Genomic DNA, 26039 nt, shown 5'->3' on the forward strand with positions numbered 1-26039 from the left:
CTCATGCATAAGCAGAATATGATTTTGCGTCATAAGTTGTTCGACCGCATCTGTCACTGGTTTGTGGTTGCAGCAGGTTTGGTGACATTCCTAACAGGCTTTGCATTCTTCTTCCCATCATTTCAATGGTTGGGGTCGATTGCAGGTACGCCACAGATGGCGCGCTTTGTTCATCCGATTGCCGGTTTGCTGATGTGCTTACCGTTAATGTTGATGCTGGTGCGTTATTACCACCATAACAAGTGGGAAAAGAATGATCTGACATGGATGTTAGCGATTAAGGATGTGATGTTCGAAAACGAGGACAAAATCCCCGCAATCGGCCATTACAACCCAGGTCAAAAAGTGCTGTTCCGCACCTTCGTGGTGACCTCAATCGGCTTGACGATTACTGGTTTCATGATGTGGCAGCCCTATTTTGCCCCACACTTCGCGGCAATCACTATCCAGTGGGCCATTTTGATACACGCAATCTGTGCAGTGATCATGTTGATCTTTGTGATTGTGCACTTCTGGATGGCAACGTGGGTGGAAGGATCGGTTGCTGGCATGTTGTACGGCTATGTGTCGCGGGCTTGGTGCAAGAAGCATCACCCTAACATGCTAAACGATCCTGAATTAAAGACTAATAAGCAGGAAAAACACTAATTATGAGCACAGCAATACTCGACGCTGAAAAGATCCCTAGCCAGTCATTGGATATTAAGACCGTGATCCCAGCGGATCCAAAAGCCGTTTATCAATTTAGAGCGCAGCGACTCGCTGCTCTAGCCGAGGAGTCTGGATTAGCAGAGTACTTCGGCTTACTCGAGCAGTTAGTGATTGCTCAACAAAAGGTAGCGGCACTGTATGGTGAGGCGGCAAGGAGCTGCTTTGGCCCTCAGCCAAAGTTAGATCTAAGCCAAAGTCAGCCGATGGCACAGCAGCACTTTGAGTGGGGCAACTATTGGCAGTCGGTATTGCTTGAGCTAATTAGTGAGTTAATGCCAAAAGTCAGTACTGACTTGCATGTGGTGCTAAAGGAGTTAGCTAAAGCTGAAGCCGATGTGTTGCAAGGTTACGCCAAGTCCATGCTTAGCGGACGTATTGCCGAAGTCCCTGCGCAGTACAGTCTATTTGTCTGGGCGGCGTTGTCGGTGTACTGGTCACATTGGGCTGTTGATGTTGCTCAGGGTTTAGCTGACGCGGCACAGGCCCACAAACGATTATGTCCCGTTTGTGGTAGCCACCCTGTGGGTAGCGTGATCAAGGAAGAGCCACGTACAGGGTTGCGCTATCTGCATTGCAGCTTGTGTGAAACCGAGTGGCATGAAGTGCGCGCCGAGTGCACCTCATGTGGCGAAAGCAAGGGCGTGTTCCTGTGGGCTGAAACCGAAACCAATGCCGCTATTCGTGTTGAAAGCTGCAATACCTGTATGGGGTACACCAAGATGTTCTTTACCGACATCAACCCTAGGCTTGAGGTTGCAGCAGATGACTTAGCGACTCTGGTAATGGATAGCTATTTGGTTGAGCAGGGATACAGTGCAACCACGGTTAACCCTCTGCTACTAGCTCATGAGCAGGAGCCTCAGCTAGAGAGTGATGTGGTTCAGCCTAAAGTTGGTGATATTCACTAACCAGCTTATATGAACAGGCAGTAAGCAGCCTGTAAGTGAAGCTGTAAGCAAGTCAATCAAGAGCCGCATTACGGTGCGGCTCTTTTATTGAACTAACTTAATTAACTCGCGCAGTTAACTCATTTTTATAAACAAACAATCAGACGAAGACCTATGACTCAAGCTATCAACTCAACCCAAGCCCTATACCGTTGTTTACCTGCAATGGACAGCTTGCTACTGATACCTCAAGTGATAAGTTTTATCGAGCAACAGGGCAAGCCCTGGATTAAGTCCCTGCTGGCACAAATGCTTAAAGATGCACGCCAGCAAATAGCAAAGAGCCAAAGCTTGCCAAGTTGGTGCTTGGACTCAAGCCAGATTGCCGAAGAACTCGCTTGCCGTATTGTTAGCGCGCAGCGCCAAAGTATGACGCCGGTTATTAACTTAACAGGCACCATATTACACACCAACCTAGGCCGCTCGCAGATGTGTGAAGCGGCGATTAATGCGGTTACGCAAGTGATGCGCAGCCCGGTGCCGCTGGAGTTTGATATGGGCCAAGGTAAGCGTGGCCATCGTGATAGTGCGATATCGGCGCTTATTCATGAGCTAACGGGGGCGGACAGTTGCTGCATCGTTAATAACAACGCAGCTGCTGTGTTACTCATGCTTGCTGCCATCTCTGCAGGTAAAGAGGTGATTGTCTCTCGCGGTGAGTTGGTGGAGATTGGCGGCGCATTTCGTATTCCCGACATTATGGCGCAGGCGGGTTGCAAGCTGGTGGAGGTGGGCTGCACTAATCGCACCCACCTTAAAGATTACGCTGCAGCCATTAACGACAACACAGCTGCAATTATGAAGGTGCACACCAGTAACTATCATATCAGTGGTTTTACTAAGGTGACCGAAGAGCTTGAATTAGCTGCACTGTGCAAAGAGCAGGGCATCGCGTTAATCTCAGACCTTGGTAGCGGTGCACTCACTGATTTATCACGCTTTGGTTTATCAAAAGAGCCGATGCCGCAGCAGATGCTTAGCGATGGCGTCAACCTCGTGAGCTTCTCAGGTGACAAGCTGCTCGGCGGCCCCCAAGCAGGGTTAGTGGTCGGTGACGCTGAACTGATTGCTAAGCTGCAAGCGCACCCACTCAAGCGTGCGCTGCGCTGCGATAAGATGACCCTTGCCGCCCTCGAAGCCACCTTGATGCAATATCGTAATCCTCAAGCGTTGCATAGTCTGCTGCCCATCTTTAGAAAACTGTCACGTCCTCTAGCTGAGCTTAAGGCCTTATCGCTGCAATTAAGGGCGAGTTGCAGTATCCAGCAAACCCAGTTTGATATCACGATAAAACCATGTCAAACCCAAGTGGGTAGCGGATCACAGCCGGATGTATTGCTGGACTCTGTTGCGCTGTGCTTCTCTTCTAAGGTAAACAGCCAGCTAAGCGTGTTACAACTCGACAAGTTCTTTAAGGCGGTAAATTTGCCAATCATCGGCCGTATAACTGCCAATCAGTTGTGGCTGGATCTGCGTGGCACTGACAACGATGCCCAGCTTATCGAAGCCCTGACAACAAGTTTAATCGACTTTGAGCAAGCTCATATTAATACGCTAGCCACATCAGCAAGTGTGGAGGTGACGTTATGATTATTGTTACCGCTGGTCATGTCGATCACGGCAAAACCAGTTTAATTCAGGCGCTAACAGGAACCGATGCCGACCGCCTTCCGGAAGAGAAGCAGCGCGGCATGACCATCGAGTTAGGTTATGCCTTTATGGATTTAGCGGATGGCGAGCGTCTAGCCTTTGTCGATGTGCCGGGCCACAGTAAGTTTATCAATACCATGCTGGCAGGAGTGAGCTGCGCCAAACATGCGCTGCTAATCATCGCCTGTGATGATGGTGTCATGCCGCAAACTCATGAGCATCTGGCCATCTTACAGCTACTCAACCTCGAGCACTTAATCGTGGTGCTGACCAAGCAAGATAAGGTTGACTGCGAACGCGTTGAGATGGTCAAACTTGAGGTGAGTGAACTACTCGCGCAGCATCACAGGCAGAGTGCTATTTATGTGGTGTCAGCTCAGACAGGCTTTGGCGTCAGTGAGCTTAGCCTTGCCATTAAACAGTTGGCTGAAACCCAAACAAAAACACTGAGCCACTCAAGCCTAGAGTCGAGCTTTCGTATGGCGATCGATAGAGCCTTTAGCGTTAAAGGGGCGGGCCTTGTGGTTACAGGCACTGTGATTAGTGGCCAAGTGGCACAGGGGCAAAGTTTGTATCTATCGGGACAGCGTAAAGCGGTAAAAGTCAGGACCCTACATAGCCAAGGTCGAGCGAGTGATAACGCAAGGCATTGTCAGCGAGTGGCGCTAAATTTAACTGGGGTTGACCAGCATCGTGGTGCCCTGCGCGGAGATTGGTTAACCGCACTTGAGCCGATAGCCCCGCCTAAGGTGATTTGCGGCGTATTTGAATCGTGTTTGCCGTTTAAGCATTGGCAAAGCGTACAAGTGCATCTAGGTAATAGTCATACCACGGCGCGCCTTGGTCTATTACACACGCTAGCAGATGGTCAATCTTTGGTGGAGTTGCAGTGTGAGTTGCCACTTCATTGTGTGGAACAAGACCGAATCATAGTGCGAGACGCGGCGGCAAGAACCACGCTAGGTGCGCTGCGAGTATTAGATATTAATCCGCCAAAACGTGGTAAGCGTAGCTCCGAACGTTTGGCTTATTTAGCAGCATTAAAAGAGTGCAGCTCGGTTAAATGCAGTTTACTCGTTCAAACACAAGATCACTGCGTTGAGAAGTCAGCTTTCATGCGGGCAAATCAGCTAACGGAGCAAACTCCGTTAATAGCCGATGAACAGCTGCTAGAGCTTGATGGTTACCTGTTATCTCATACATTAAAGCAGCAGATTGAGGCTCAGTTATTAACCCTAGTGGAAGATTATCACCAGGCATCGCCTGAGCTGCTTGGTCTAAGCATTAACCGTCTACAGCGTATGACCCACGGTCAATACCCTTTGCCTGTACTGCTTAAGTTAACGGATTGTCTGCGTGAGCAGCAACTGCTGCAGAGCACCCGGGGCCTGCTGCATCTGCCGAGACATAGCTTGAGCTTGTCGGAGCAAGAGCTGCAGCTGTGGCTGAGCATTAAACAATTGATGTTGGCTGCGAATGGCCCGCTATGGTCATCAGATCTGGCTAAGCAGCTTAATTTAGAGATCACAACCATACGGGCGCTGTGCCGCAAGTTGATTCAATTGGGTTATTTATCCGCCATTATTAAAGATCGCTTCATGTTAACTGAGCGTCTTTATTTTTACGCCGATGTTATTAGGCAGCAAATTAATGTTTGTGGCGAAATAAAAACTGCTGATTTTAATTCGATTATTAAGCTCGGCCGCAAAGCCAGCATTCAACTTTTAGAGTTTTATGACCGCAGTGGATTAACGTGGAGAAAGAAAAAGGATAATTCGAGAGTCATTCGAGATGGCAGCATTTTTATAATGAGTGATTTGGCGGAAGAACATAGGAGTTGAACCTACCCGGGACTGCTGGCAGCCCCACCTGGATTTGAAATCCAGACGTTTCACCGGAAACGACGTTCTTCCGTATCACTTGCGGAGATAATAGATAATTGTGTTTAGCTAAACAATATCGGTCGATTTCAAACTTTATTAAATGTGAATCCAAGTTACATTTATCGATATTTAGATCGCTAAGTGAGACATTATTTACCAGAACAAATGGAATAACGCTATGACGGAACTTGTATGTGGCTTAAATAATATTACCGAGCAGACTTCAGTCACTTGTTTTCGTAATGATAGAGAGCAAGCATTAATCGAAACTGTGGCGAAAGAAGTAAGAGTTGCGCTGATTTATAATGGCATTTCCCATGTGGTAATGATGGCTTGCCCAACGGCATTAAAAGAATTTGCTATCGGTTTTAGTTTGTCTGAATCGATTATTGAGAATGTGAAAGAGATCCGCTCCATCGAAATCGAGACCATAGCCACGGGTGTTTTAGTGCACATTGAGATCGCTCCGCGTTGCTTTATGCAGCTAAAAGAACATCGCCGTAGTCTCGCAGGGCGTACCGGGTGTGGTCTTTGCGGTATCGAGCAGATAGAGCAAACGGTTAAACCGATTGTAAAAGTCACCGGGGCTGAAAAGTTTAACTTAAATAGTTTAAAAAAGGCCTTAATGAATCTCCATAAGCATCAAACAGCATTTAATTTGACCGGAGCGACACATGCTGCTGCCATGTTGTCGACAGAAGGTGATATTATGTGCTGCTTCGAAGATGTTGGTCGCCATGTGGCCCTCGATAAGTTAATTGGTCATATCAGCTGCGATAACCAGATTCGTCAGTCTGCGTTGTTATTAACCAGTCGAGCCAGCTTTGAAATGGTGCAAAAAGCAGCTATTTCAAATATTAGTATTATATTTGCAATTTCCTCTGCAACTTCGTTAGCGATTGATATCGCAAACAGATCGAATATTACTTTGGTTGGGTTTTGTCGTGAAAATAGAGTGACAATCTATACCCATCCTGAAAGGTTGTATTTATGTAATGAAACACTAAGTAATGTTGAAAATAATAACTTGGCTGTAATCTAGCTAAATTTGTTACTTTAACTGCTAATTTGTGTTGTAAATTTTAGCATTTAATTTAAGCCCTTAATCAAAGTGCTTAATTTAAGTGCTTAATTTAAGTGTCTAATCTTAGTTCTCATATTAGTTGGTAAGTTTTAAATATGTGGTTAACGTTTAAAAATCAATTTTTTATTAAATTTTGGTCGCCTTTTGCTGCCGTTATTGCGGCAGGTATTTTGTCGACCTACTTTTTTGGTCTTACCGGTTCACTTTGGGCGGTAACTGGAGAGTTTACTCGCTGGGGCGGTCATGTATTGCAGTGGTTTGGCGCTGAGCCTGAATCTTGGCAATACTTTAAGATCATCGGCCTTAATGGCACACCGCTGGATCGTGTCGGTGGTGTGATGATTATCGGTATGTTTGGTGGTTGTATGGCGGCGGTACTGTGGGCCAACAACTTGAAATTGCGTATGCCGAGTTCCAAGAAGCGCATCGCACAGGCGCTGGTAGGTGGCATGATTGCAGGCTTTGGCGCGCGCTTAGCTATGGGCTGTAATTTAGCGGCCTTCTTTACTGGCATTCCACAATTTACTCTACATGCATGGATCTTTGCTTTTGCGGCAGCGGCGGGAACCTATATTGGCGCTAAGATCACCTTGCTGCCGTTTTTCCGTTCTACGGCCACGGTAAAGTTAGGTGGGCTTAAGAAAATTGCCAAGCCTAATCCAAATCAGGTTCAAAACCGTTTTCGCTTAGGTTGGCTTGTGTTTGCAGCCATGATAGCGGGTTCATTCTATATCATGCAGAGCTCGACAAAGCTGGGTATCGCCATGTTAATGGGCATTATGTTTGGCTTGTTGATTGAACGTGCGCAGATCTGTTTTACCTCTGCTTTTAGGGATATGTGGATCACTGGCCGTACCCATATGGCTAAGGCGATTATCTTAGGTATGGCAGTCAGTGTTATCGGTATTTACAGTTATGTGCAGCTAGGCATGACACCTAAAACCCTGTGGGCAGGCCCGAATGCGGTGATTGGTGGCTTACTATTTGGTATCGGTATTGTTATCGCGGGTGGCTGTGAAACTGGCTGGATGTACCGCGCATTAGAGGGGCAAGTGCACTTCTGGTGGGTAGGGCTTGGTAACATTATCGGTGCGACCATCTTGGCTTATTACTGGGACGGGATTGCCGCTCCATTAGCGACAAGCTGGGACAAGGTCAATCTACTTGAGCTGTTTGGTCCGCTAGGTGGCCTAGGTGTCACCTATTTATTGCTGGGGCTATCGTTTGTGCTGATTTTAATCTGGGAGCAACGCTTCTTTAAAAAGCAAAGCAGCTTGAAAGAAGCTGCATTGGTTAATGTTGCTCAAGCTTTAGAGCCTGCTAGTGTCAAAGGTTAAAGCTTCAGCCTGTATTGATAACAGTATTTACTCTATATTCGGCTCAAGTTTATTTGAGCCATTTTTGCTTAGGAGCATAGTATGACAGCGTCTGTCGTGCCTGATTACAATCTAGAAATTTACGGTGAACCTTGTCCTTACCCTGCGGTTGCGACGCTTGAAGCGATGCAATCACTTAAGCCGGGTGAAGTATTGGAAGTGATTACCGACTGCTCGCAGTCGATCAATAATATTCCAAATGATGCAAAGAACCACGGTTACGAGGTTCTCGATATCAGCCAGCAGGGTGTCATGTTGCGTTACTTACTGAAGAAGTAAGTGCAAATCGCAGACAATAAAAAAGGCACTCATTGAGTGCCTTTTTGCTGACTAACGTTTTGCGAGTCAGCAGAAGTAAGCGTTACATAGTAGTAACTCTTACTGTGGAAGCTCTGCGTTGTGGTAAACGTTCTGAACGTCATCACAATCTTCAAGCGCAGCAAGGAACTTCTCGAATTGCTCAATCTCTTCTGCGTCAGTAATCGCTGTCATTGTTTGTGGTAAGAAAGTAATTTCTTCCATAACGTAGTCAGTGTCTTCTGGTAGTTCAGCTGCTAATGCCGTTTTTACCTTGAAGAACTCGGTATGTGGTGCATAAACACTGATCATGCCATCTTCTAGCTCAACGTCAGATACGTCGACGTCAGCCATCATTAGCATTTCAAGAATTGCATCTTCGTCATCGCCTGCGAATACAAATACCGCTTGATGATCGAACATGTGGCCAACAGTACCTGGGCCGCCTAACTTGGCATCGTTTTTAACGAATGCTTGGCGAACTTCGGTGAAAGTACGTTTTACGTTATCAGTTAAGCAGTCGGCAATAACCATACAGCCGCCAGGACCAAAGCCTTCGTAACGTGCTGTTTCGTAGTCTTCACCACCACCGCCACGGGCTTTTTCAATTGCACGCTCAATAACGTGTGCTGGTACTTGGTCTTTCTTTGCCTTGGCGATCATTGTGCGAAGTGCAAGGTTGCCGTCAGGATCGAAACCACCGTTTTTGGCGCAAACGTACAACTCCTTCCCGTAACGAGAATAAAGTCTAGTTTTTTGCCCAGCAGTTTTCGCCATGGATTCTTTCTTGTTTTGGTATGCTCTACCCATCTTGATCTTTCTCACTAAGCTTAAAAAATTGCCAGCAATGTTAGCAGTTTTATCGAAACAAATCAGGTATAGCCCTTTAAAAATGCTAAACGCTGCTAATAATTTTGTTTTATAGCAGTAACTATGTAGCTAAAAGCGGCTAGTTTAGTGTTTTATCTCGTCTTAGCCATTGTTGTGCACTATTGGGGAAAAGATTCTATAAGCGTTTCTATGGTCTTCTTGATAAGTCGCGGCACAGTGTGACCAAAGTCATGGAGGGCATAAACAGCATTTAGTGGATATTCGGAGTTAGGTATCAGTTTCGTTATAACTTCTTGCTCTAACCTAACAGTCTTGCCCGTCCTTTTGGGGAGTTTGTAGGAACTGAAGCCACTCAAGGTTTTTGGTTAGACCTTATTGACCAAGGCTATTGCGACGTAGAATATCTTAACCCTAAGTTTGATGTTATCGATGATAAATCGGTGTAACTGACAACGGCTTAGAAGGTGATTAAGGCTCACGGTGTTGTCCATAAAGAGTTGTGGGTATTGCAAGATGATGGCTGCGATAAGTTGGTTGATGATAAATTTTAAGTGTTAGGAGAGCTGTTACATTTATTATAAATTTGCGGTTGAATATTTATTTATGTGGGCCTGGTTCGATTTTTATAGTGGGCTCACACTTAATTTATTGTCGTTTAACTCATTTATGTTTGGCAGCCCTATTTTTACCGTATGCCGCTCGATTAATTAACCCTTAATTGGTAGTTGTTACTTGTTGCGGCTTTCAGTTAATTGTGTTTTTAACTCTAGCCTTTGTTTTTAATGGTTTTTATTTTTGTGGCTTCTATTTTTGTTGATTAATTAAATATTAATTTCTTTATGTATTATTTATGTGTGTTTATTTATTTAAGGACTGAATTTAAATAAATTAATTGTTGGGGATTTAATCACAAAAATAAACACCTACTACTTATAAGGTATTTACGGGGGAGTAAAAGGTCACGACTTAATTATAGTTATGGAGTGATGATGAGAAAATTTTATAAATGCAAAACGGCGCTTATCGTCGCCGCAGCTTTTGGCCTAGCCGCCTGTAGTGACGGTAAAGATGGTAGTGATGGCGAAGATGGTACTAGCCCATTACCACCAGTAGTCGAGGCGACAGAGATCACCAATGTCGAAATGCTAAGCCACACCCTAGAAGAGGGCGCGGTGCGTTTTGAGTTTGAAGTCACTAACGAGGAGGGGCTTCTTGTCAGTGGCCTTGAAAAAGTGAGTGCAGAAGTCGCAGAGCTGACAGATAAAGGCATTGCTCGTAGCCGTCCAGATTATGAGGGTACGATTGCTGGTGGTAGTGCTAATGAGGCGACCGATGGCGCAAGCCTCACAATGACTGAAAATGGTCGTTATGAATTTTTAGCACCAATGCCAGCAGTAAATGCTGGGACTGAAGGGATCATTCGAATCGCAGTAGGTGGCGGTGAGAATATTGCTAAATCAAACTACATTGTCGTCGATAAGTCTGAAGGGCTACACACCACTTCAACTGCAACTTGTCACGGTTGTCATGTCGACTATGCAGCGTCTAAATTAAAGCATCCTAGCTACACTGCAATTAATACCGATGGCGAAACCGATCTCGTCGCGGGTTGTATGGTTTGTCACGGCAACGTGGTACGTGATGATGGCGGCTATGCTCGTAACTCAATGCAGAAAATTGGCCATATCAACCATCAGAAGTTTGAGAAAGATTTCGAACCCGCTAACTGTTACACCTGTCATGCTGAGCCAATCACTAAGGTTAGCACTATTGATACTTGTACCGACTGCCACGAGGCCGCTGGCGTAGGAACTGCAGCTGTTGCAATGACATACAGCGGCTTTAGTGAGTCTGATGACGTACGTATATTCCATAAAAAAGTAGGTGAAAGAGCTGACATTAGAGAGCAGCACTACACTACTACCTCTGCGCCATACATTGATAGCAGCTTGGTATGGGATGACCATGAAACCACTGGTGGCTGGTGTACTGATATCGCACTGTTTAATACCGAGGGTGAAACAGATATTCAGCTTAATATTACACAGTTATATGCCGCTGGTACGTTAACCTATGCTGGGGCATATATTCATGCCTATGACAATGATTCGATTGTTGGGCGCCCAAGTCCACGAGACTCTGGTGGCGTGGTAAATAGTCAGTACGTAGAAAAAGATGATGGCTCAAGAGGTGTATGTTATGTGCGTCTAGATGGTATTGATGCGGGCTTTGCTAATGCGGGCTTTACCGCGAGCTCGAGAGTGACTTTCAAGCAGCAAGATGCTGATGGTGGCTATGACGGCGTTTCACTGACGAGTTACTCGGACGTTGTTAACTCAAATGAAGAGGTACTTCAAGAGTATAACCGTCGTCATAGTGTCACTCTGGATAGCTGTACGACTTGTCACAACAATGAGACCAACTACCATAAAAATGGTAGTTATAATGATGGTGGCTTAGGTTGTGTGGCCTGTCATAACAATGGCCAAGATCGTAGCTCGAAGAACTCTGCACCAGGCTTTGGTCCTATGGTTCACAGTATGCACTGGGGTGTGGGTAGCTCAGCCGTGACCGGTGAGCCAAACTCTGCTACTAAGCTTAATGCTGAGAACTGTGTGGCTTGTCATGCAGACGGTATCGATCTTAACGCCGTGCCAAACCAGTATATGCTGTCAAAAGCTTACAATGGTGGTAAGGATGGCGTTGCTACTAGCCCAATCACTGCTAACTGTTATGCCTGTCATAACAATGTTCAAGCGCTGAACCACATGATTTCTAATGGTGGTGAGTTGAATCTTGAAGTAAACAAAGCGGGTGATTGGTTTACCCAAGGTACTTCGGAGTCTTGTGCAACTTGTCATGCCGAAGGTAAGTCATACGGAATTGACAAGTACCACGTGTTTGACCGTAAAGAATAAAAAGTAAGGGCTAGCTTCTCCCTGCAAATAGTTAGCCCATGACTTTTTGGGGCGCGATTTAACCTCTATTCGAGATAGTTTTCCGCAGACTTCGAATAGAGTTTATCTAGCGCCTTTTTTCTGTTGTTAATTATTGAATTCTGGGCGTTCGATAAAATCAGGTACCTCTAGCACTTTATCTTGCCAGTTATTAAATAATGCTTGATAGAGGAACTCAATAAACACTCGGTAACGCCTTGGCAAGTACACTCGCTGCGGCATACTCATGGTGACCAGACTTTGCTTCATTGGAAAGTCATTAAGTAGCGTGACTAACTCGCCCTTTTCTAGGGCGTCGTTCGCGATTACCAAAGGAATGGCTGCAATGCCTAGCCCTTCTAATGCTGCTTCGCGCATCAGGGTAATATTGTTAGTCTCAAGTCTCGATTCTGGCTCTATCGTCACCCATTCTTTGCCATTAAACAGCGTCCAGTTGCCGTCAATATGGGGCGAGCTAATACGGATACATTGATGCTGCCGTAACTGCTCAGGTGTTTTAGGCTCACCGAACTTATCGAGATACTCAGGGCTTGCCATCAGAATTTTTGGGGTATTTATCAGGGCGTAGGTTTTCAATCTATCGTCGGTTTCGGCGGTGATCTGAAACAGTAGGTCAACCCCTTCAGCTATCACATCTACCTGTCGATTCGTCAGCTCGGCTTCGATGGTGATATCGGGGTAGAGCGCCAGAAAACGGGCGAAGATCCGTCCAAAATAGAGTTGCCCCATCTCGATAGGACAAACAATCTTAAGGTGCCCTTTAATCGTCTGCTGTCTCGCACTGAGTTGATCTTCGGCATTCTTAAGATCCGTTAAGATCCGGTTCACGCGATGAAAGTAGTCAGCCCCGGCCTCAGTGAGCTTAAGTGCGCGAGTGGTTCTATGCAGCAGTTGTACTCCCGCATCGGCTTCTAGCTCGGCCACTTTGCGGCTCACGGTAGCCTTAGTCAGGCCTAAGGCGTTGGCGGCCCGAGTAAAACTGCCTTGTTCGACGACTTGGGCAAACATTTGGATACGATTGAGATCTATCATTGTTACACCTGTGAAACAGTGGGTAATTTTCAGCTATCTAATAAATATACTGAGACAGTAGTAAACTATGACTCACTAATCAAGGAGTCATTCATGTCTAAAACCAAGTTATTTTTCGGGATTCCTGTTCTTATTATTGCGTTATTAACCGGCGGTTATTATTGGTGGACCCAAGTACGTAATTTTGAGTCGACAGATAATGCCTATGTAGAATCCGATATCTCTCATATCAGCGTTAAAGTCCCTGGCTATGTCACAGCCACCTTTGTGACCGATAATCAGCATGTCAAAAAAGGTCAATTACTGGCCCAATTGGAAGATAGTCAATTCAGGGCGAAGGTCGCGCAAAACCAAGCCGTATTAGCCAGTGCCAAAGCCAAGCTACAGACGCTCAATGCTCAGGTTAACCTACAGCAAGCGCTTATTGCTCAGGCACAAGCCAGTGTCGTCGCGGCGGAGGCTGAGCGAGTACGTAGTCTGCAACAACTGACTCGAGCCTCAAAGCTGAAGGCAAAAAATTACAGCTCTCAAGATGCTGTGGATGAAGCCCAAGCCGTTTTCGAATCGGCGACAGCCCATGTCGATGAAATGCATGCCGTATTAGTGGCGAAGCAAAGAGAGCTTAAAGTCTATAACGCACAGTTAGTTGAAGCCGACTCGAGTGTTGAGCAAGCTAAGGCAGGCCTACAGTTAGCGCAAATCCAACTGGCAGATACCCAAATTACAGCCCCGTTTACAGGAATAATCGGAAAGCGTGGGGTGCAGCAGGGGCAATATGTACAGCCTGGACAAGCGATTTACAGTCTAGTACCTGATGAAGCCGTGTGGATCACTGCTAATTTTAAAGAGACCCAAATTGCTAAGATGCATGCAGGGCAGAAGGTGGCGATTGAGTTAGATGCGTTTTCTGGAAAGGAGTTTTCAGGGGTAATTGATAGCTTATCTCCTGCCTCGGGAGCTAAATTCAGCTTACTGCCTGCGGAAAATGCCACGGGTAATTTTACCAAGATTGTACAGCGCATCCCGGTGAGAATTCGCTTAGATAGCAATGCTGCAGAAAAGCTTGAGCAGGGCAGAATTGTGCCGGGCCTGAGTGCACTAGTGAAAGTCGATACCGCAAGCGATAGCTTAGATTCGGTTATTGTTGCCAATAGAGTGCAACAGTAATGCCTGCTAGCCAAGTTGGGGTTGCGACACTTGACGGTGCGATGATTCAACAGGTTGAGCCAGGCAGCCGCAGAGCTTGGATCGCGGTATTTGGCGGCTTGATAGGCGCCTTTATGGCGATCTTGGATATTCAGATCACTAATGCGTCGATGAAAGAGATCCAAGGCGGCTTAGGTGCCACGCTGGAGGAGGGCTCTTGGATCGCTACGGCTTACTTAGTGGCAGAGATGATCGCCATTCCGCTATCGGGTTGGCTCAGTAAAGGCTTAGATATACGCCGCTATATGCTGTGGAACAGCGCTATCTTTATCTTAGCATCGCTACTTTGTTCGATTGCTTGGAATTTAGAATCGATGATCGCGTTCAGGGCGATGCAGGGTTTCTTTGGTGGCGCCTTGATCCCGATGGCCTTCAGGTTGATTCTAGAATATCTTCCCGACAGCAAACGGGCGGTAGGTATGGCGCTTTTTGGCCTTACCGCCACGTTTGCCCCTTCAATTGGCCCAACTTTAGGTGGCTGGCTCACAGAGCAATTTAGTTGGCACTATCTGTTTTATATCAATGTGCCACCGGGGCTTGTGGTGATGTCGATGCTTGCCTATGGTCTGGTGAAAAAACCAATTAACTGGCCTGAACTCAAGAATGTCGATGTCAGTAGTATTATCACCATGGCATTGGGGATGGGCTGTTTAGAGGTGGTACTAGAGGAGGGAAATCGTAAGGATTGGTTTGGTTCAGAGTTTATACGTAACCTTGCTATCGTTGCGGCGGTGAATATTGCGCTCTTTGTCTATCTGCAGTTAAAGAGTAAGGCGCCACTGGTTAACTTAAGACTGCTTGCTAATCGCGATTTTAGCATCTCAACTATCGCCTATTTCTTGTTAGGCTTAGCGCTGTTTTCATCCATCTATATGGTGCCGCTATACCTGTCACAGATCCAAGATTACAACTCGTTAGAGATAGGTGAGGTCCTGATGTGGCTGGGCTTTCCACAGTTGCTGATTTTGCCATTTATGCCGATGCTGATGCAGCGTTTCGATAATCGCTATCTAGCGGCATTTGGTTTTTTCATGTTCGGTGTGAGTTATTATATGAACAGCCATATGACCGCAGATTTTGCAGGGCCTCAGCTTATCGCCTCAATGGTGGTACGTGCTATCGGCCAACCGTTTATCATGGTACCTATTGGCATGTTGGCAACGGCAAGGTTGCAAAAGCACGAGAATGCCTCGGCATCAACGGTGTTAAATGTCGTACGAAACTTAGGTGGTGCAGTCGGGATCGCGATGGTATCAACCCTGATCGATAACTTGGGTCGAGTTCACCTAGCGCAGATGAAAGAAACATTGCCTGCGGTGAGCCCTCTGGCAAATGATTACTTAAGCTCTACTGCGGCGATGTTGCAAACGGCGGGGTCGAACTCGGTTACCGCGACTCAGCAAGCTTCGGCACTGCTTGCGCAGACCATGCAGCAACAGGCGATGGTGCAAGCCTATAATGACGTGTTCTCAATCATGGCAGGTTTACTCGTGGTGGCCGTTATTGCCGTATTGTCGATACGTAAACCAATACCACAGCAGGTATAGAAAGCTAGTTTCTATCCTCGCTTTAATCTATGCAACCGCTGCTTTATACGGCAGTGGTTTATTTAACGCGACTTTGACGTAGTAATTACTTAAGGTTAAGTGCTAGACTGCGGCTCTATTGTGTTGTTTTGGAGAGCTTCCTATGCTTTGGAAATCTTTATCTTTTTCTGAATTATCACTAAATGAACTGTACGATCTGCTTAAACTTAGGGTAGACGTATTTGTGGTTGAGCAAAACTGTGCTTATCCAGAGCTAGACGATAAAGACCGCCATAGCCAAACTCTGCATCTTCTTGGTCTCAACGAACAAGGTGTGATCCAAGCTTATGCGAGGGTTTTAGCCCCAGGGGTGAGCTATCCTGATGCGAGTGTCGGCCGCGTAATCGTTGCCGAGTCTGCCCGAGGCGGCGGGGTTGCTCACGTGTTAATGCAAAAAGCGATAGCGATTTCAACCAAGAAATGGCCTGAGCATAATATTCAGCTAGGCGGTCAAGAACACCTAAAAGGCTTTTATCAGCAGTTAGGTTTTGAACCTGTTTCAGAGATGTATCTTGAGGATGGGATCCCCCATGTCGATATGTTGCTAACCTTGAACCACTAGCATCGAAAACCGATATGGAAAAGCGCACTTAAGTGCGCTTTTTTTGTATCTAAATGATTTAGTGACTGATTGCTTCAGTGAATCGTCTAGTGAATTACGCCCTTAGCTTCACATCGGGCGAGTAGTTTACGTCACCATTTTTACTGATTATTGCAAGGGTCTTATTCTGCATAATAAATGCTTGCGGTCCAGTCGAAAGCTGGCGGACAAACAGTAATCGGAAGCCAAATTTATGTAGATCATATAGAGCAATTTTCTGCTCAGCGCTCATGGCATCCCAATGAGCGTCATGATGGCGTGGAGCCTTTCGCTTCTCTTTAGATTGCAATGCAACTAGCATGTTCTTCTCTCTATAGGTAGCGTGTTAATCTAGTAAAGATTAAGTATACAACCACTAGCTAATATGACTAGTTTTTATCCAGCAAATAATGAAGCAGCTCAATAAACAATTATTTTTGTGAGAAAAAGTGTTCAACTTTTTTTCGTGTGGTTAACGTATTAAGGAGAACGCGGTGCTCAACTATATCGAACCAGTATTTCGTCCGCCATCGGAATGGAAATCACTTATTTTGCAGGTGACCAACGGCTGTAGTTGGAATCAGTGCAGCTTTTGTGACATGTATACCCAGCCGCAGAAACGTTTTCGAGCACAAAAAGCGGACAAGATTGAGAAAGACCTTATCGCGGTTGCTAACTCGCAGGCACATATCTCACGGGTGTTTTTAGCCGATGGCGATGCCATGACGCTCCCCTTTGCACGTCTTGAGGCTATCTGCTTATTGATAAATAAATATCTGCCAAACGTGACCCGAATAAGCAGTTATTGTTTGCCCCGTAACATCAATAATAAGACACCAGAGCAGTTACAGCGTTTAAGAGAGCTAGGGCTAACCTTGCTCTATATCGGCTGTGAGAGTGGTGATGATGAGGTGTTAAAGCGGATCAAAAAAGGCGAGACCTTTGAGTCTTCATTATCGGCATTACAGAAGATCAAAGCCGCAGGAATGAAAGCCTCGGTGATGATTTTAAATGGTTTAGGCGGGATAGAACTGTCCAAGCAACACGCTGAAAACTCTGCTAAGTTGATGAATGCCGCGCAGCCCGAGTATCTGTCGACCTTAGTGGTGACTTTGCCGCTGGGCACTGAGCGAATGGATGAGGCTTTTGGCGGCAAGTTTCAGCTGCCGGATCAGTCGCAGTTGTTCGAAGAGATGCATATTCTGCTAAGTAACCTTGAGCTTAATAAAACGGTATTTCGTTCGGATCACGCCTCTAATTACTTAGTGTTAAAGGGCGTGCTGGGTAAAGATAAGCAAGTTCTCGTTGCGCAGGTAGAAGCTGCAATGAATACGCCGAGTAAAATTCAATTACGACAGGAGTGGCAAAGAGGGCTATAAGTCTAGCCTGTTGATTTAGCCTCCCCTCTTTGCAGTTGTTGCTGGCTGACAATATCCAGGCACTGGTCCTTAAACCATTGGATTAATGGGTCTTTGTGTACTCTTGCGTGCCAGTAGAGGGTGCTGTCTAGCTGAGGTAGCTCGGTGAGTACGACCCCTTTTAATTGTGAGCGCCATTTTTCAGAATTGAGAACACGCTGAGGCAGAAAGCCAACATGTTTTCCGGCAAGTAGCCCTTGTAACAAGACTAGAAACGAGCCCGTCGAAAAGGTCATTTTACGCTGTAGCTGGTGTTGTAATGCAAGTTGAGTGATCTCTAGCTCGACCAGATTAGAGGCAGAGTATTCTGCGGTATCATGTGCAAAAATCTGCGCTAGTGTTGGTTGTGCTATTTTTGCTAAGGGATGTTTTAGGCTGTAGGCGGCGCAATAATTGTCGGTACTAATATGGCGACCGTGAATATTGGCTGGTGGAGTATCAGTCCCCGCTGCTGCGATGTCGATTTCGCCAGATTCGAGCAGTGAAAAGACATCTCTAGGCTTATGCACGAATTCGAGTTCTACATTGGGCGCAAAAGTGAGGATCCTATCTAGCATCATGGGGATCATGGTCTGGGTGAGATCATCCATAAATGCAATGCGGATAACTCCATGACTTTCCATAGGATCGAAAGCGGTTTGCGAGATCAGTCGATCGCTCATCTGCAGCCATTCGGTGAGTGAACCATATAATCTCAGCGCCTTTTTAGTCGCACGAATGCCTTGACCCTGTTTTACAAACAGGGGGTCATCGAACATATTGCGCAGCTTTTTTAAGTTTTGGCTCATGGCCGGCTGGGATATGTCGAGCCTATCTGCACTTTTAGATACGCTTTGCTCTTCAATCAGAATCGCTAGGCTTAGTAATAAGTTGAGATCGCACTGTTGAATAATTTTTAAGTCAGTTGGATTCATAAGGCTTGTGCTAAAGGAAAGTGTTTATGAAAAAGCGTCACTAACTGACGTCTAAACCACTGCTGTAGTTCAGGCGCTCTTTGGTGACGATCCCAGCAAATTTTAAGCTCTAGATTAATTGGCGAACCGAGCCAGTCAAAACCTTGAGTCTCATCTTCAGCTAGGATTTCCATGGCGAAATGGGGCAGTAAGGTGACGGTATTATTGGTTTGCAATGCATAAAGCAGCGTGCTTAAAGAGTTCGTCGTCAAAGCGTATGCCGCATCGAGTGCATCTAAGTGCTCTAATGCTTCAATCGAATGCAGTTGGTTATGCTCTTGAAATTGATAGCGTAAAAGCTTGATAGCATCTTTTTCGGCGTGAAGATTTTGCTTATTGGTCACTTTATGGGTGACCATTTGCCATGGGGCGAGGCCTATGGGCTCACTGACAATTGGACTCGGCACATTGTCGTAGAAGCCAATAACAGCATCAACTTGTCCTCGTCTGAGTAGCTGAAAACCATTGGCGTTCTGCGAGATATATTCCAGCTCAATCCCAGGGGCTTTTTCACTCATCAGCTCGATTAACGGCGCGATAATTAGCTGGGCCGTCACATCATTCATAATAAAGCGTATTCTACCCTGAGCCGTTTTGGGACTGAAATGTTCGGCTTCTAAGATACGGGCCGTTTTATCCAGAAGAGGAGTTAACTCTAATGCGATTGCTTGAGCCTTGTTGGTTAAGGTCATGCCGTTATTGCTTTTGAGCAGCAGGGGATCGTTAAACATTAGACGCAAGCGTTTTAGCATTTGGCTCATCGCCGATTGTGATAGACCGAGTTGCTTAGCGGCATTGGAAACATGAGCCTCGTTGAGCAATACCGCAAGTGCTAGCAATAGGTTTAAATCGCAATTTTTCAGTCGTTCAAGATTGAGCTGAGTTAGCATTATGTTACCTAGCCTCCATTAACAACTTGACTATAAACGATAAAGTTCAGCTTGAATAGATCATGTTGGTGTGAGTTGATGTGGAGTAAATGAAGCCGTCCTTGGCTTATGTCTATCCCTGTTTTTGCTCTTATACCAATCAGTATAAGAAGTTGATCTACTCAGAGCGCTTTTTGGCAAACTAATTCAAGGCGAATAGTTGAAAGAATGGTTATTCCTTTGTGAAGCTTTTCAACGCAGAAGTAGGCAGCCAAAAACGCTCCAGAATGGCGAGTTTTAGTGGCTCTGATACTGCGTTAACGAGCTTAACCGTAGAATAACTATGCTCTTCACTCGTTGCCTTGCCTCATAACCGCTAAACTCTCGCTGAGCGACCAAATCTTTATACTGATTGGTATTAGGTTAAGAGCAAATTGTCCCTACATATTTCCTTAGTAAGTATTCACGTCAACCGTCCTCGTTAACGTGAACCCTACACCCTTAAACCTTATGCCAAGGGGCATGACAAGGTTTATGGGATCCTAGCGTATCGTTTCGCCATCCTAGCGGTGTCGGGTCCCTATTGGTGATACAAGATTTAATCTGAATCAGTGCTTTTAAGAAACTTGCACTTTTTCTTGGCTAGTTAGAGTCACAATAACACGACGTTCTAGTGCACGATCTTTACGGGTATCGGCATGAGCATCTTGTTCGCCAACAGCTTGAGTATCGATCTTCTTCACTTCTACACCATGAGAAACGAGATAGGCTTCTACATGCTGTACACGCGTTTCAGATAGCTTAAGGTTGTACTGGCTGTCACCTTGGTTATCAGATTGACCATTTAGTAAGATAACGTCTTGATCTTTGCTCTTTGAAAGCTGAATAACTTGGTCTAGCTTGGCCTTTGCTGTCGTCGTTAGCTCAGATGAGTCGAAGCCAAACAGTACCGCTACACTGCTCTTTTCTGTATGAATTTCATACTTAGGCTCAGGGCGAGGCATAGGCTTAGTCTGCTTCTCAATTACTGCAGGTAGCACAACTGCTGTCGCTGTCGAAGGTTTAACACCAAAGCGGTAAGTTAGCTGTAGACCCACTGTCTGTGCGTCCATGTGTGCAGTGTTCCATGCAGTTTCATCGATATCGGCAAAACGGCGGTACTTAGCTGAGATAGCTAAAGAGTCAGTGATGTTGTAACCCACACCAGCACCAAAGTAAGCTGCTGTATCGGTAGCGCTCACATATTTATTAGCACTCATCTGGTGTGCTAGATGATATTGATAAGCACCCGCTTCACCGGTTAAGAACCATTTTTCATTTAGAGGTAGTGTACCGACAACGCCAAGTGTAAAGCCGTCGACATCGATAGACTGGCTACCGTCTAAGCCTCCCCACATGTGAGTGTCATCGTTGGTACCAAGATCTTGCCAACCCGCTTCGAAGGCCAAGTATTTGTTTAGTTGATAACCCACTAGGGCATTCCAAGCTAAATCGCTGTCATCGCCTAGGTGGCTAGCGGCGTCAACTGACTCATAGTTGCTTTGACCAGCACCGGCACCTATGTACCAAGTGTTATCGATATCGGCAGCGTTGGCGTAACCGACTGTGCTCATTAATGCTAATGCAATTAGTGTCTTGTTCATCATGTTATCTCCAGTGAGTTTTAATTTGTTTATCATTTCAATGGAGCGCATTTTGCGGGATCAGCTAAATTAGAGCGATAGAGTAAATGCAATAATGATTATTTGCTTTGCTTATGGTTTTGTTGTGAATAAGGGTCAGAACTCACAAAAATACGGGGGTGTGGGCTTTTTCCATAAGTAGATTGGATGATGAAAAGCAGCAATACATAGCGGCGAAGATTACGCCGCTATGGGGTTAATTTACTTAAGGCTGCTGAATATGGATCTGCTGAACGGGGCAAGGGATCTCGATACCAGCTTCTTTTAGGGTGTTAAATAGTGCAGCATTGGTTTGGTATTTGTCCTGGTAATAGCTTTGGGTCGCAACCCAATAGCGAATACCGATCTCAATACCAATACTGTTAAAGTCATTGACGCCAACTTGGGCCTTATCGCCTTCAAAGACTCTAGGGCTGTCGGCTAACACCTTAGCAAGCAGCGTCACAACTTGTTCAGGGTTGGATTGGTAGCTAATATTAAATTTAGTTTCGACCAGCTTATTAGCAAAGGAGTTGTGTAAGATCTCACCGACAATATGCTTATTGGGGATATTGATCTCTTCCCCCTCCTCATTGGTTAACACCGTCATACCAAGATGAATATCTTTAACTAAGCCACTGACACCTTTGACTTCGATGGTATTACCCACAATGAAAGGGCGAGTCACAATAATGGTAATGCCGGCTGCATAGTTAGATAGCATGCCTTGAAGTGCTAAGCCTGCACCGAGAGAGGCGGCACCAATAGCGGCAACCATAGGGGTAACACTAATACCTAGCTTGCCTAGGGCTATCACACCCACCATCAGTATGACTAAGATACGGACGAAGTTACTGGTAAAATTACTTAGGGTGATATCGATTTCGTGTTTTTCGAAAATTCGAGTGACAAGGTTTGCGGCTTTAGAGGCTAGCCACAGGCCAATTAAGAAGATGATGATGGCACCAAGAATACTAAAGCTATACTGCACCAAAAACTCGGTTATCGCGGTATAGGCATTTTGCAGTTGCGCGATCTCTTGGTCTAATCCTTGCTCATTCATTTTTGTATCCTTCTGACAACTTTTCCCGATTAGCTTACTGAAAATACACTAATTTGTAACTTATATTTTATATGTGTATTGCTAGCGTAAGGGGTTTGTTTTGTGTTGTGGACGCTTTGCGTGAAGAGGATCATGCTTTGTCGCTAAGTTTACTGTTGGTCTCTAAAGAATAGGTTACTCTTTTTGCTAATACTAATTAGCCGAGTCCAATTATGAGAGCACTTATTTTTGTTTTATCTAGCCTATTTGCCACGTCGGTTTGGGCAAGCACCTATCAAGTTGGCGATCAAATTACAGATATTAAGTTGCAAGACCAACATGAAGCGCAATATCAGGTCGACAGCAGCACAACTCGGGTTTTATTTAGCAGCAGCATGGATGGCGGAACCGTTATTCAAGAGACTCTAGAAGCGGATCCTGAGTTGGTGAAAGATACCAGCTTAATTTATGTGGCTGATATCAGTGGCATGCCATCTTTGATTGCACGCTTTGTTGCTCTACCTCAGTTTAAAAAGTTTCCCTATAGAGTGGCACTCGACAACGAAGGTGAACAGACTAAGCCGTTACCTGCTCAAAAAGATCAGGCGACGCTGATTGAGCTAGACAATAATCAGATAACTAAGATTGCTTTCTATGAGACGAAAGAAGCTTTGTTAGCAGACTTGAAATAGCACTATTTTCGTTCTAAATGTGTGAACACATTGGGACTTGATGCAAAAAGGGCGCTTAGCGCCCTTTTTATTTTGTAAATGCTTTAAGCCGAATGCCCCTTTAAAATATCGTAGATCTCTTCTTTTAAATGCAGCTTTTGTACTTTTAGTTCATGCACCTCTGAGGTGTAGTCGCTAGCGATGTTTTTCTCCAGGTTCTTTATCTCCTCATCGAGTTCGTTATGCTTATGAAACTTCTTCTGAAAATGGCTATCAGATGTCTTTAGTTGGCTGATAAGTTCTCTGTATTCTGGAAACATGCAGGCGTCCTTTTTAGCGGTTTTTTTGCGGATAGTTCATTTACTACAGTTTTAAACTACCGCGATTAATCTCTGCCAAATGTGATGTCGATCAAATTGTGAACGATTAGAAATATAAGCTAGAACAGGGGAGTTATTTTGTTGTTGTGATCCTTAAATAAGATGCAGGACAGAGGGAGAAACACTGGTCGTCTAGCCTGATATTCTAGCTTGAGGAAAACGAGCTAAGCTATTGCTAATCTGTAACTTATTTCTTGTCATCGAGCGCCTAGGAACTTAGTGCTATTACTCACTCATTCCCGTTTATAATGGCTGGCAGTATGGCGAGTAGCTGCTATATTCTAGCTCAGAGTTTAAGTTGATTTAGTAACTAGATTACGACATATCATTTACTCTTGGCGGGTAAAGTGTGATCCATTTAACCTTTTTAGCGCCAAGACTAGGTTAAAGTCGCTTCAATTAGATTTATAAATTCAAAAATGAAAGGGGTTTTCACGATGTCTGATGTATTTCATTTAGGCTTAACTAAAGAGATGTTAGATGGTGCTAGTTTAGCGATCGTGCCTGGCGATCCTGAGCGTGTTAAGCGTATTGCCGAGTTGATGGAGAATGCGACATTTTTAGCGAGTCACCGTGAATATACCAGCTACTTGGCATATATCGAGGGTAAGCCAGTTGTTGTGTGTTCAACGGGTATTGGTGGCCCATCGACGTCGATCGCCGTTGAGGAGCTAGCGCAGCTTGGTGTACGTACTTTCCTACGAGTAGGTACAACTGGCGCGATTCAACCACATGTAAATGTGGGCGATGTGATTGTGACTCAAGCGTCGGTGCGTTTAGATGGCGCAAGCCTACACTTTGCGCCGATGGAGTACCCTGCGGTAGCAAACTTTGAATGTACAACTGCTATGGTCGAGGCGAGCCGTGAAGCGGGTCTTGAGCCACATATTGGCATTACAGCCTCGTCAGATACCTTCTATCCAGGCCAAGAGCGCTACGATACTGTTTCGGGTCGTGTAACACGTCAATTTAAGGGCTCTATGCAAGAGTGGCAAGATTTAGGCGTATTAAACTACGAGATGGAGTCCTCTACGCTATTTACCATGTGTGCTTCACAAGGTTGGCGCGCGGCATGTGTTGCGGGTGTGATTGTTAACCGTACTCAGCAAGAGATCCCAGATGAAGCAACGATGAAGAAGACTGAGGTCAGTGCAGTTTCTATCGTCGTGGCTGCAGCTAAAAAATTACTTGCATAAACGAGATTTAATCCAATAAAAAAGGCGCTTATAGCGCCTTTTTTGTTTTTAAAATACTCGCTTTTAAAAGCAGATGTTAGAAGTGGTACTTAGCGATTACCGAGTAAGTGTTCTGAACGATACCATCGACGCCATATTTGTTCTTCCAGTAATCGTACTCGATACCGACAAATAGCTTGTTTTTCTGATGCTCGCCTAGCACTACTGCACCTAAGTCATACTTAAGTTGTGGATTGAAGTGGAAGTTAGTTTCATAAACCGCTTCATCAGCTACGAATACCCAGTCAATGAAACCGTCGAAGACAATATTTGAATTGCCAACAGGGAAGTCCATTCTAAATGCGGGAGTTATCTGCCAACCATCACTGATATTATCGCTACTGATTGCATGTCGACGGTAAGTATTAAGCTGGAAATAGCTAAAATATGGGATCTTAATATCCATACCTACACCGTACAGGAAGGCTTTAACAGGGCCTTCACCCTCTTCTAATGTGAGTGCGAGCGATAGGTCGGTCACTGGACCAAAACCCACTGTTTTACCTAAAATTTTGCCAGCACTAAAGCGAGTTGAAATTTCACCATAGGTGGTATTGTCTTTGCTGACATTTGAGCCGTTAAAGTAAGTCACGTCTTGGAAGGCAAACCAGTCGCCATATTTCCAATCACCTGCGGTTTCAAAGGTTAGAGTGGTCTGTTTTTCTGATGGAGCTAGGTCGTAGTTTTCACCGTATAGGGCGGTGACACTTACATCCCACCAGTTAACCATATTGTCAGCCATTGCTGTTGGGCTCATTAGCAAAGCCAAACAAAGTAATTTCTTGTTCATCGTATAACCTTTTATTTTTATTAGAGCTCAGGGTGCAGTCAGTTTTTAATTACCCATGTAAACATGGGGTTTGTTGGCGGGGAATATAGGCGGAAAGTGAACAATGTTCAAAGGTTTTGTTGTACTTTTTAAATATCACAGTGTCTGTATGACGTAAGTTGTTGATAATATGCCTGTTGATATTGTGGGTAGTGGTTATTTATTGTCTTTTTATACGAACTGAGCTGCTGATTAGTGTCATTTTATCCGTCGATAAAATTGATAGCTACTTTGCCTCGCTAGCAGTTTGATTATATGTGATTGGGCGTTACTTTAGATTTTACCTGACATAATATGTCGCGCAAAAGGTGTGCAACTGATATAGTCATCTGAGGCTCTTTCATTTCAGGGGGAAATATGGAGTTTTCAAATCCGATAATAATTTGGGCATGTATTGGGATTATCCTCATACTGGCAGAGATCATTTTACCGGGCGGTATTGTGATCCTTTTAGGTGCCGCTTGCCTTGTCGTTGCTGGTGCCTTGGCTATAGGTTTAGTCGAAGGGGTAGTACAAAGCCTTACACTCTGGTTTATCTCCTCAATGGTGTTACTGTTACTCTTTCGTCAAGTCACCCAAAAGTTGGTCGGCGGTGATGCCCATGTTGGTAATACCGATGAAGAGTTGGAGATTTACGGTCAGCTCGCTGTGGTAAAACAGGCCATAGGTCCAGCGCAAAAGGTGGGGCGGATCGAATTTCAAGGCTGTGAATGGTCAGCATTGGGAGATGGTAGCGAGATTGCTGCTGGCTCTCAGGTTAGGATTATTTGCAGAGATAATATTGCGTTAGTGGTTGAGCCTGTAAAGGCTGAAGACGAGCACTTCGCACAAGAGTAATTGG

Annotated in this window: 24 protein-coding genes and 1 tRNA gene; 15 read left to right on the forward strand and 10 right to left on the reverse strand. The window is 45.2% G+C overall.

Going from position 1 to position 26039, the window contains the following annotated elements:
* The first annotated feature begins 3 nt into the window (after positions 1–3).
* From JMA39_RS17105 to selB, 4 genes are all read left to right on the forward strand, one after another.
* Positions 4–648, forward strand: a complete 645-nt coding sequence (locus tag JMA39_RS17105; protein WP_012275624.1) for a formate dehydrogenase subunit gamma — start codon at positions 4–6, stop codon at positions 646–648.
* Positions 649–650: 2 nt separating this feature from the next.
* Positions 651–1619, forward strand: coding sequence for a formate dehydrogenase accessory protein FdhE (gene fdhE / locus JMA39_RS17110; protein WP_202723078.1), 969 nt, complete (start codon positions 651–653; stop codon positions 1617–1619).
* Positions 1620–1772: 153 nt separating this feature from the next.
* A complete protein-coding gene (selA, locus tag JMA39_RS17115; protein ID WP_202723079.1) occupies positions 1773–3248 on the forward strand; it encodes an L-seryl-tRNA(Sec) selenium transferase in 1476 nt (491 codons plus the stop codon).
* Positions 3245–5149, forward strand: a complete 1905-nt coding sequence (selB, locus tag JMA39_RS17120) for a selenocysteine-specific translation elongation factor (RefSeq protein ID WP_202723080.1) — start codon at positions 3245–3247, stop codon at positions 5147–5149. Before selA ends, selB begins: the two co-directional genes overlap by 4 nt.
* On the opposite strand, the gene JMA39_RS17125 is transcribed toward selB, so the two are convergent.
* Positions 5127–5221: transfer RNA gene (locus JMA39_RS17125), tRNA-Sec, on the reverse strand. The genes selB and JMA39_RS17125 overlap by 23 nt on opposite strands.
* A 148-nt stretch (positions 5222–5369) precedes the next feature.
* Between JMA39_RS17125 and fdhD the strand changes: the two genes are divergently transcribed.
* The 3 genes from fdhD to yedF all read left to right on the forward strand — a co-directional run bounded on the left by fdhD (position 5370) and on the right by yedF (position 7930).
* Positions 5370–6233, forward strand: coding sequence for a formate dehydrogenase accessory sulfurtransferase FdhD (gene fdhD, locus JMA39_RS17130; protein ID WP_202723081.1), 864 nt, complete (start codon positions 5370–5372; stop codon positions 6231–6233).
* 137 nt (positions 6234–6370) lie between these two features.
* Positions 6371–7612: a selenium metabolism membrane protein YedE/FdhT gene (gene yedE / locus JMA39_RS17135; protein ID WP_202723082.1), complete on the forward strand. Its 1242-nt coding sequence runs from the start codon at positions 6371–6373 to the stop codon at positions 7610–7612.
* A gap of 81 nt (positions 7613–7693) precedes the next feature.
* Complete coding sequence (gene yedF, locus JMA39_RS17140) at positions 7694–7930, forward strand: sulfurtransferase-like selenium metabolism protein YedF (RefSeq protein WP_202723083.1); 237 nt, start codon at positions 7694–7696, stop codon at positions 7928–7930.
* 99 nt (positions 7931–8029) lie between these two features.
* Here yedF and JMA39_RS17145 read toward each other — a convergent pair whose 3' ends face one another.
* Positions 8030–8758: a YebC/PmpR family DNA-binding transcriptional regulator gene (locus JMA39_RS17145; protein WP_202723084.1), complete on the reverse strand. Its 729-nt coding sequence runs from the start codon at positions 8756–8758 to the stop codon at positions 8030–8032.
* 1010 nt (positions 8759–9768) lie between these two features.
* Between JMA39_RS17145 and JMA39_RS17150 the strand changes: the two genes are divergently transcribed.
* Positions 9769–11697, forward strand: a complete 1929-nt coding sequence (locus JMA39_RS17150) for a multiheme c-type cytochrome (RefSeq protein ID WP_202723085.1) — start codon at positions 9769–9771, stop codon at positions 11695–11697.
* 126 nt (positions 11698–11823) lie between these two features.
* Here JMA39_RS17150 and JMA39_RS17155 read toward each other — a convergent pair whose 3' ends face one another.
* Positions 11824–12768: a LysR family transcriptional regulator gene (locus JMA39_RS17155; RefSeq protein ID WP_202723086.1), complete on the reverse strand. Its 945-nt coding sequence runs from the start codon at positions 12766–12768 to the stop codon at positions 11824–11826.
* 93 nt (positions 12769–12861) lie between these two features.
* On the opposite strand from JMA39_RS17155, the gene JMA39_RS17160 reads away from it, so the two are divergent.
* The 3 genes from JMA39_RS17160 (at position 12862) to JMA39_RS17170 (ending at position 16122) form a co-directional block, all read left to right on the forward strand.
* Positions 12862–13935 carry an HlyD family secretion protein gene (locus JMA39_RS17160; protein WP_202723087.1) on the forward strand — a complete coding sequence of 358 codons (1074 nt, stop codon included), beginning with the start codon at positions 12862–12864 and terminating at the stop codon, positions 13933–13935.
* Positions 13935–15521, forward strand: coding sequence for a DHA2 family efflux MFS transporter permease subunit (locus JMA39_RS17165; protein WP_202723088.1), 1587 nt, complete (start codon positions 13935–13937; stop codon positions 15519–15521). Before JMA39_RS17160 ends, JMA39_RS17165 begins: the two co-directional genes overlap by 1 nt.
* Before the next feature lie 142 nt (positions 15522–15663).
* Positions 15664–16122: a GNAT family N-acetyltransferase gene (locus JMA39_RS17170; RefSeq protein WP_202723089.1), complete on the forward strand. Its 459-nt coding sequence runs from the start codon at positions 15664–15666 to the stop codon at positions 16120–16122.
* A 94-nt stretch (positions 16123–16216) separates the two neighbouring features.
* On the opposite strand, the gene JMA39_RS17175 is transcribed toward JMA39_RS17170, so the two are convergent.
* Positions 16217–16462 carry a hypothetical protein gene (locus JMA39_RS17175; protein ID WP_202723090.1) on the reverse strand — a complete coding sequence of 82 codons (246 nt, stop codon included), beginning with the start codon at positions 16460–16462 and terminating at the stop codon, positions 16217–16219.
* 172 nt (positions 16463–16634) lie between these two features.
* Here JMA39_RS17175 and JMA39_RS17180 point away from each other — a divergent pair, with 172 nt between their 5' ends.
* Entirely contained in the window at positions 16635–17519 is an 885-nt protein-coding gene (locus JMA39_RS17180) for a radical SAM protein (RefSeq protein WP_202723091.1), read from the forward strand.
* Between the two features lie 2 nt (positions 17520–17521).
* On the opposite strand, the gene JMA39_RS17185 is transcribed toward JMA39_RS17180, so the two are convergent.
* From JMA39_RS17185 to JMA39_RS17200, 4 genes are all read right to left on the reverse strand, one after another.
* Entirely contained in the window at positions 17522–18472 is a 951-nt protein-coding gene (locus JMA39_RS17185; protein ID WP_202723092.1) for a LysR family transcriptional regulator, read from the reverse strand.
* Positions 18469–19401: a LysR family transcriptional regulator gene (locus JMA39_RS17190; protein WP_202723093.1), complete on the reverse strand. Its 933-nt coding sequence runs from the start codon at positions 19399–19401 to the stop codon at positions 18469–18471. The genes JMA39_RS17185 and JMA39_RS17190 overlap by 4 nt, the downstream gene beginning before the upstream one ends.
* A 596-nt stretch (positions 19402–19997) precedes the next feature.
* Positions 19998–21026 (reverse strand): outer membrane beta-barrel protein, encoded by a 1029-nt coding sequence (locus JMA39_RS17195; protein ID WP_202723094.1) that lies wholly within the window; start codon positions 21024–21026, stop codon positions 19998–20000.
* Between the two features lie 241 nt (positions 21027–21267).
* Positions 21268–22104, reverse strand: coding sequence for a mechanosensitive ion channel family protein (locus JMA39_RS17200; RefSeq protein WP_202723095.1), 837 nt, complete (start codon positions 22102–22104; stop codon positions 21268–21270).
* A 212-nt stretch (positions 22105–22316) separates the two neighbouring features.
* Between JMA39_RS17200 and JMA39_RS17205 the strand changes: the two genes are divergently transcribed.
* Positions 22317–22775 carry a hypothetical protein gene (locus tag JMA39_RS17205; RefSeq protein ID WP_202723096.1) on the forward strand — a complete coding sequence of 153 codons (459 nt, stop codon included), beginning with the start codon at positions 22317–22319 and terminating at the stop codon, positions 22773–22775.
* An 83-nt stretch (positions 22776–22858) separates the two neighbouring features.
* On the opposite strand, the gene JMA39_RS17210 is transcribed toward JMA39_RS17205, so the two are convergent.
* Positions 22859–23074, reverse strand: a complete 216-nt coding sequence (locus JMA39_RS17210; RefSeq protein WP_202723097.1) for a YdcH family protein — start codon at positions 23072–23074, stop codon at positions 22859–22861.
* Positions 23075–23571: 497 nt separating this feature from the next.
* Here JMA39_RS17210 and udp point away from each other — a divergent pair, with 497 nt between their 5' ends.
* Entirely contained in the window at positions 23572–24330 is a 759-nt protein-coding gene (gene udp, locus JMA39_RS17215; protein ID WP_202723098.1) for a uridine phosphorylase, read from the forward strand.
* 76 nt (positions 24331–24406) lie between these two features.
* Here the strand turns inward: udp and JMA39_RS17220 are convergent, their stop codons facing one another.
* On the reverse strand, positions 24407–25159 hold the full coding sequence (locus JMA39_RS17220) for an outer membrane protein OmpK (protein WP_202723099.1): 753 nt from the start codon (positions 25157–25159) through the stop codon (positions 24407–24409).
* 396 nt (positions 25160–25555) lie between these two features.
* Between JMA39_RS17220 and JMA39_RS17225 the strand changes: the two genes are divergently transcribed.
* Positions 25556–26035: an NfeD family protein gene (locus JMA39_RS17225; RefSeq protein ID WP_202723100.1), complete on the forward strand. Its 480-nt coding sequence runs from the start codon at positions 25556–25558 to the stop codon at positions 26033–26035.
* Positions 26036–26039 lie beyond the last annotated feature (4 nt).

This window comes from Shewanella schlegeliana, assembly GCF_016765635.1.
In the GTDB taxonomy this organism is placed as follows: domain Bacteria; phylum Pseudomonadota; class Gammaproteobacteria; order Enterobacterales; family Shewanellaceae; genus Shewanella; species Shewanella schlegeliana.